The organism is Tateyamaria pelophila, assembly GCF_019966495.1.
GTDB lineage: Bacteria > Pseudomonadota > Alphaproteobacteria > Rhodobacterales > Rhodobacteraceae > Tateyamaria > Tateyamaria pelophila.
Map to the genome: position 1 here is coordinate 1 of NZ_JAIMIA010000170.1, position 7,391 is coordinate 7,391.

Genomic DNA, 7,391 nt, shown 5'->3' on the forward strand with positions numbered 1-7,391 from the left:
GCCGCCGAACAAGCAAAGGGGCCTGGGCGCCCAGCTCAAAGAGCGACACCGGCTAACATCCAAGCTGATTGACGCGCCGCGACAATCAAAAACACAAAACCCTTGATCGCGATAGAAAACGACGGCATCGTCTCAAGTGTCGCGACCAAGGATTCTCATCCTGATTGACGCGCTCCTCGCATCCAGATTGTCGCGCTACACTCAAATAGCCAAGCGTTAAGCCATTACTTATTTATTATCACTTCGAAAGGCCGCCCCGGATTGGAGCGGCCTTTTGTGTTTCAGGGTCTTGGGTCAGCCCGCGCAGGTGGTCACTGCCGTTGAGGCGAAAAATGGAACTGGTGAAACGATGCAAAGCGTATCGCTCAGGCCATGTCGGCGCGAACAGGAGAGTTCGTCGCAATGAAATAAGCCCATCGATCATTACAATCGATGGGCCAAAGGTGCTGAAATTGTCCACTCACGAACAGGGGCACTCTAAGCACAGAAATTGTGAAATTTGTGTGACAGATCGGGCGAACTCCAGAAAAACAGGCGCTTTGCTCCGCTAATTGCCGCGATGGCCAATAATAAGAGCGTTCTTGATGGCCGTGACTTGCGCCAGCGTCGGCTTGGCTCAGGTATCCGGCGTGATCAAACCCAGACCGCGTAAGTAGATTCCGATCCCGGTTTCCAACAGATCTTCGGGCGGGAAGGGCGATGCGCGCCCGGGTGAATTGCGGGCAAAAAGCTCGACCACCCCGTGGCTCATCGCCCAGATATGAGCCGAGAACATCGAAGCCGGTGGGCGTCTGTCTTCGGGGATGTGTTGGCTGAGATCACCGGCCGCCTTTTCGAGAACGGCGTTGGCCCGCTGCGCCACATCGGCCAATTCGGGGGTCCGGTTGATGGAAATGCCGCTCTCGAACATAGCGATGTAGTGACCGGGAAAGCGGCGGGCGAAGGCCAGATAGGCCCGGCCTGTCGCCTCGAACGCGGCCAGCGCCGAGGGTTGACCTGATTGATAGGCATGTTCCATGAGATCGGCAAAGATGCCATAGCCTTGGCGGGCACATTCGGCGATCAGATCTTCGCGCCCTTCATAATGGCGATAGACGGCAGCGGGCGTCACACCCGCCTGCTTGGCCGCTTCGGACAAGGTGAAGCCGGTCGGGCCCTTTTGTTCGATCAGCTCAAGCGCCGCATCGATCAGCGCCTGCCTGAGATTGCCGTGGTGATATCCACGTTTAGGCATCCCAGATATCCAGTCCACCACACACGCCTTTGTCAATTTTTCCAATGGCTTGTGCGTCTTTATTTGTGTAGTCCAGTCCATGAAGGACCGTGCGGATTGCATTCAGACGTGCGCGTTTTTTGTCATCTGAGCGAATGATTGTCCAAGGCGCGTGATCGGATTCAGACCGATCGAGGGTTTCGCGGATGGCGTCCGTGTACGCATCCCATTTCTTGAGACCCTCAACATCGATCCAGCTAAGTTTCCACTGCTTGAGCGGGTCGCGTTCGCGCGCCATGATGCGACGCAATTGCTCGGACCGGCCAATGTTGAGCCAGAACTTGAAGACAATGATGCCATCATCGACCAGCATACGTTCAAAGGGCTCTACCTGGTTGAAGAAATGCGCGCGCTGTTCGGCGTCGCAAAACCCGAAAACATGGTCGACGACTCCACGATTGTACCAGCTGCGATCAAAAAAGTTGATCTCGCTCCCAGATGGTAACCGCCTGATATAGCGTTGAAAATACCACTCTGTTGCTTCCGTTTCGGTCGGCTTGGACAGTGCGACGACATGTGCGCCCCGGGGATTCAGGTTTTCCCGGAACCGTTTGATTGTGCCGCCTTTGCCGGCTGCATCGCGTCCCTCAAAAATGCAGGCAACACGCGTGTCCGACTTTGACAGCCAAGCCTGCATCTTGACCAACTCGATCTGGAGCGCCGCCATTTGCTTGTCGTAGGTTTTGCGCTTCATCCGCTCGGCATGCGGATAGCTGGGGCTGAGGATATCTTTTTTGTCCGCGCCTTCGATTTGCGCCCGGACGTGATCCGGCGCACCTGTTTCAAAGAATTCGGTGATGGCGCCGTCAAAGGGAAGGCTCATGGTGTTTGTCCCAAGTTACTGCTCTTAACATCTAATATGGGGCAGGTGAGGCGTTAACGCAAACCCGCACGGTCTGCGGCCCGGTCAATTGCAGCAATCACCTCGTCCGGGTTGGTGTGGTGGGGCATGTGCCCGACACCTTGCAGCACGGTGAGATTGGCCCCGGCAATCTGATCCGGGAGTTTGGCCGAATGCACCTGGAGCGGTACAATGGTATCGGCATCGCCGTGTACAATTTCAACCGGAACGCTGATGTCGCCATATTGTGCTGACATATCAACAACCTGCGGCCGCAGCCAGTTGACCTGCCGCGCGTTGGATCGCATCGATGCCCGCCGCAGCGTCAGGGCCGGACCAACATGTCCGAGGTAGCCATCCGGCGCTGTCTGCGGCTCGAAGATACTGGCAACGGTCTCATCAACAATTGTTTTTGGAGCGAACGCACTTATCAGCGGGACCACCAACGCACTGCCCCAAGCCGACCCGTTCACCGTGTAGAACCAGCCCAAGTCCCCCGGCCATGGGTTCGCGACACCTGCGATCGACACAATCGCAGCCAGATCGTCAAACTCCAGAGCCCAGGCCAGCGCTACGATCCCTCCAAAGGAATGGCCGACGACAATGGGGTTTTCCACGCCCAACTGGTCCGCAGCGCCCTTGAGCAGCCTGGCCTGCTCACGCGGAGAGGCGTGCGCAGTGGTCCAGACTCGTTTGTGTTCCGGTGAAATCTGCTCCGTCCAGCCGAGGCCAGGCCGGTCCAGGGTCGTAACCCGGTAGCGATCCGCCAAAAGACCGGCCAGTGCAAACGTGTACTCTCGAAGACTGCCCGAAGCGCCGTGGATCAGCACCACATCGGGACCGTTGCCCACCTGTTCGGCATGCACAGACACTCCGCCCACATCCACCATCTGGCCGGTGGGGGGAAAGGCCGCCGCCGCATCGCGTTCGCGTTTCAGGGCGAAATACTGGACAGTTGCCCCGATCATGACGATCAGGGCAAGCAGCACAAACAAGGCAGTTTTCATATGTTTCACCCCCTGAGGTCCGTGCGGTCCTGTCCGATCCGGTCCATGTCATATGGGGTGGTTAAATAAATCTCGCTCAGCCAATTTCCATACAGTAGATGCGCATGACTGCGCCACCGGTTCAGGGGGCGTTGTGCCGGATCATCATTTGGGAAATAGCCGTAGGGCAGTTGGATTTCTGCCCCTTCGATCTGGTTGTTGGCCAGATCGCGGTCATATTCCTGTTTCAGCGTGTCGCTGTCATATTCGAAATGGTTGAGGATATAGAGCGCACGGTGCGTGGGGTCTTCGATCAGACAAGGGCCCGTTACATCGCTGCCCAGAAGGATCGGCAAACCTGCGGCCTCAACCTCCTTGCGGCGCACCTCGGTCCAGCGCGAGACGGGCACAACGCATTCGTCGGAAAAACCGCGCAAATATGGCGATGAAGGGTTGAGATTGGAGTGGCGGTAGGCCCCGAACAGCTTGGTCTCGAGCAGGTGTTTGGGCACGTCGTGGAAATGGTGCAACATCGCCATCCCGCCCCAGCACACGCCGAACGTGGAATGCACGTTGGTCTGTGTCCAGTCCATGATTTGCTTCAATTCATCCCAGTAACTCACGGATTCAAAATCAAGATGTTCGATCGGTGCGCCTGTGATGATCAACCCGTCAAACTTTTCGCCCTGAATGTCTGAAAACGGGCGATAGAAACTTTCCATATGTTCGACGGCCGTGTTGCGGGTGGCGTGATCCGACATGCGGATCAGCGTCAGTTCGATCTGAAGCGGTGTCGCACCGATCAGCCGCGCAAACTGGGTTTCGGTCTGGATCTTTTTTGGCATCAGGTTGAGCAACCCGATCTTCAAGGGCCGGATATCCTGATGGGACGCAAGCTCCTCGTCCATGACCATCACGCCTTCGTCCGTGAGAACGGCGTAGGCGGGCAGGGTCGAGGGAAGCTTGATGGGCATGAGGCGTTTCCGTTTGGGCCGGGCTTTGTGCGACGGCAACTGAGTTGAGTGTCTAGAGAAAAACGAAAGGTTTGTTTTAAAGCGAAGCTTTGGTCCGCTCAAGGGCTGTGGCGATCAGGGTGTTGAAATCCGCTTCATCTTTCAGCGAGGCAACCTCGTCTGCGGTGACGGTGACACCCCAGCGCGCCATGGCTTCATACCTTGGCTGCCGATGCTCCAGCGCGCGCGCATAGGTCCAGCGTATGAAGCTGTCGGGGTTGACGGCATCTTCGCTAGTGCCGGTTTCGGCCAGGTAGTCTGTCCAGCATTCCAGAAGGAATTCCGGTTGGTAGGACATCGGCTTGGGCGCTTTGTCAAAGCGTGCGACCAGGGCCTGCGTATGTGCGGCGTCGCCCTTGATCCAGACAGGCAGACAAACGCTGCCGAGCGTCGTCATCAGCGGGTCGTTATCGTCATTCGGATCGACCCATTCACAGATCGAGCCACCCGTGTCGCAGATGAAATGCGGATAGCCATAGAGGGACTGTGCTCGGTCGGCGAAGTATTCGGTGTCTTCCAGTGCCAGTATTTCAGAGCGTCGGAACTGGTCCTGACGGTGTCGGTATTCGGCAATGGGCAGCCCGCCCAACGCGACAGACCCCGGTTTGCCCAGATAGGTCGAGACGGGGGTGAGATTGTCGAAGGTGATGTTTGAACCGATGTAGATGCTGTCGGTCAGCAGCAGATCGCGCAAGAACGGCACTTTCATCGCTTCGGCCTTGGCATTGTCGGCGATCAATTCACCCATATACCGCGTGCCGATCCGGTAATCGATGGAGTAGTGAAACCATTGGCCAGAGGCACGCAATGTGGCCGACATATGGGTCTTGCCCAGGCCGGACATGCCAAAGACCATCACCCGTTTGTGGGCGGCGGCATGCCAGTGGTCGGCATCGCGGTAAAGCATCGGTTGTCCTCTTTTGCAGCCCGTCGCGCGGTGTTAGCCGGGGGGGGCGGTGCGGTCAACGTCTGGCCGTCGGATCATGGCCCAAACCCGTCCGTCGAGAATGATCAACCCGAGCGCCAGCACCCCAAACCCGGCAAAGGCGTTCGGGCTCAGTGCTTCGTGCCGCACCACTGCGCCGAGTGCGATGGCGACAGGAGCAATCAGCAGCGTGACCAGAAGCAGGTTGCCTGACCCGGCCATCGCCAGAATGCGGTAGTACAGGAGATAGGCCCCCGCGGTCGCAATGATGGCGTAATAGCCGATCGCAACCAGCGTGACCGGCTGCAAGGCCAGCGTCAGTGGCCCTTCGACCCACCACGCCAGCGGGACCGTGATCAGCGTTGAGCCGGTGAGCATGCCTGCTGCGGCCACCTGCGCGGGCAACGCGCCCAGAAACTTGCGCGCCCAAACACCGGCCAGCGCATAGCTGATCGTGCCTGCGAGGATGGCCAGTTGGCCAAGGCTGCGCAGATCGAAGTTGCGGAAATTGTCGATCCCGATGGCCGTCGCGACGCCGAGAAACCCAAGGCCCACGCCCATGCCTTTGCGCATGGTCATGCGTTCATCGGCAAAAAAGAGCGCAGCCGCCAGAACACCGAAAATGGCAGTGGCGGCATTGAGTATTGAGGTCAGACCGATTTCCACATGCAATTGGCCCCAGGCCATAAGCCCGAACGGAATCGCGTTGTTCAACAGACCCATGACCAGAAATCCAAACCAGATCCGGGGATCGCGCGGGATCGGCAAGCGCATCGCCAGCACCACGACCCAAAGCGCCAACATGGCCCAGCCGGTGCGGTGGGCGATGGAGGTCAGAGGGCCGATCTCGTCCAGTGCGATGCGGATCGATAGAAACGAGCCGCCCCAGATCGCCGCCAGTAACAGCAGTTCGATCCAGGCGCGTCCCGAGAGTGATTTTTGGTGTATCATGCGGAAAGGATTGACACCGCGCCGCGTCGCACGCCACCCGGAACTTGCGCAAAGAAAAACCCCGCCCTGGGGAGGGCAGGGTCAGTTCGAGGTGGCTGGATCAGAACCGATAGGTCAGCTTGACGCCCACGGACAGCGCTGAGTTGTCTTTGAACTCGGCGCGTGCCGTGTCCGGCGTTCCGGTTTCCGGAAAGGCTTCGCCGAACCGCGTGTAGCGCACGCCGCCCGAAATCGCGAACCTTTCGTTTACATCGTATTTGGCGCCCAGGACGACGTATTTTGCCCCATTGACCGGTGCCAGAGGCGAGACAAGCTTGTCTTCGCCCTTGGATTGGTGACCGAGCGCGATCGAGCCGGACCATTGCTCATTAAACCGACGACCGATGCCAATTCTGATGTCAGTGAGGTTATCGATATCTGTCAGGCTGTCATTGTCCGATCCCGGACCGACAACCGTATCAAAACCGACCGGCGAGATGATCGTGTCGGAATATTTGGCATAGCGCACAGAACCAAAGAGAAGTGTATCTTCGGCGATACCCGTCTGGAAATCCAGATTGATCGCTTCGGGGGCGACGATTTCTGTTTTGCTTTTCACTGTACCCAAAAGCGGCACACCGGTTTCGACCGTTTTCAGGTCATGGGTGATCTCGGAATGGTAGGTCAGTGAAACCCGCAGCGCGATGTCCGGGATTTCATAGGCTGCGCCGACAACATAGCCGAATTCTCCGCCCGCTGCGAAGGATGCGTTATAGCCGTTCAAGGGGCCATAGGCACCGCCGCCAAGGCCGATATCCGCCGATATCTCCTGATATTTGAGGCCGCCATGTACAGACCAATTGTCGTTGAACCTGTACCGGGCCCAGGCGGTGATCGCATAGCTGTCCGCGATTGCCGTTGTGCCACCAAGGGATGTGAACTGCGGGTCTCCGGGATAGTTGACTTCGGTACCATAGGGTTGGTCGACGGTCAGCGCGACGGACCATTGCTCGTTGATATCGTACTTGATGCCGCCGCCCCAAACCCAAAAGCTGTCAGCGACGTTGCCGATCTTTGCACCCGTTGCGAAATCCGTGCCGTCGATGCTGGGGTTGGCATATCCAAGGCTGAACTCAACGACGTTGCCCGTTTCAAACAGGATGTTGGCGGGTTGACCTGACCGGTCAAGGGCATGTGCAGATGACGCCGAAGCGGTCAACGCGATCAACGCTATGGCGCGCGATTTCATATCGATTCCTCCCTGGTAGCGCGCATTATTCTTTGCGCCTTGTATCAGCCATAGACGATTTCAACTCCACGTGGTCAATATTGACCCTAGGGCAAACTAGGCAGCGGACTCATAAAACTCGATCCACAGCCTGACGGATGCCAGTTTGATCATCGACAGGAAATTGCGTGATGT

At 57.7% G+C, this 7,391-nt stretch carries 7 protein-coding genes; all 7 read right to left on the bottom strand.

From position 1 onward, the window contains the following. Nucleotides 1-616 precede the first annotated feature (616 nt). The 7 genes from LC354_RS25210 to LC354_RS25240 all read right to left on the bottom strand — a co-directional run bounded on the left by LC354_RS25210 (nt 617) and on the right by LC354_RS25240 (nt 7,217). Entirely contained in the window at nt 617-1,234 is a 618-nt protein-coding gene (locus LC354_RS25210) for a TetR/AcrR family transcriptional regulator (RefSeq protein ID WP_223428724.1), read from the bottom strand. Then, nucleotides 1,227-2,096 (bottom strand): polyphosphate kinase 2, encoded by an 870-nt coding sequence (gene ppk2 / locus LC354_RS25215; protein WP_223428725.1) that lies wholly within the window; start codon nt 2,094-2,096, stop codon nt 1,227-1,229. Before ppk2 ends, LC354_RS25210 begins: the two co-directional genes overlap by 8 nt. Before the next feature lie 53 nt (nt 2,097-2,149). Then, a complete protein-coding gene (locus LC354_RS25220) occupies nt 2,150-3,121 on the bottom strand; it encodes an alpha/beta fold hydrolase (RefSeq protein ID WP_223428726.1) in 972 nt (323 codons plus the stop codon). Between the two features lie 5 nt (nt 3,122-3,126). Next, complete coding sequence (locus tag LC354_RS25225) at nt 3,127-4,074, bottom strand: homoserine O-succinyltransferase (protein ID WP_223428727.1); 948 nt, start codon at nt 4,072-4,074, stop codon at nt 3,127-3,129. 76 nt (nt 4,075-4,150) lie between these two features. Then, nucleotides 4,151-5,020: an ATPase gene (locus LC354_RS25230; protein ID WP_223428728.1), complete on the bottom strand. Its 870-nt coding sequence runs from the start codon at nt 5,018-5,020 to the stop codon at nt 4,151-4,153. 33 nt (nt 5,021-5,053) lie between these two features. After that, nucleotides 5,054-5,989: a DMT family transporter gene (locus LC354_RS25235; protein WP_223428729.1), complete on the bottom strand. Its 936-nt coding sequence runs from the start codon at nt 5,987-5,989 to the stop codon at nt 5,054-5,056. 100 nt (nt 5,990-6,089) lie between these two features. Continuing rightward, a complete protein-coding gene (locus tag LC354_RS25240) occupies nt 6,090-7,217 on the bottom strand; it encodes an OmpP1/FadL family transporter (RefSeq protein ID WP_223428730.1) in 1,128 nt (375 codons plus the stop codon). Nucleotides 7,218-7,391 lie beyond the last annotated feature (174 nt).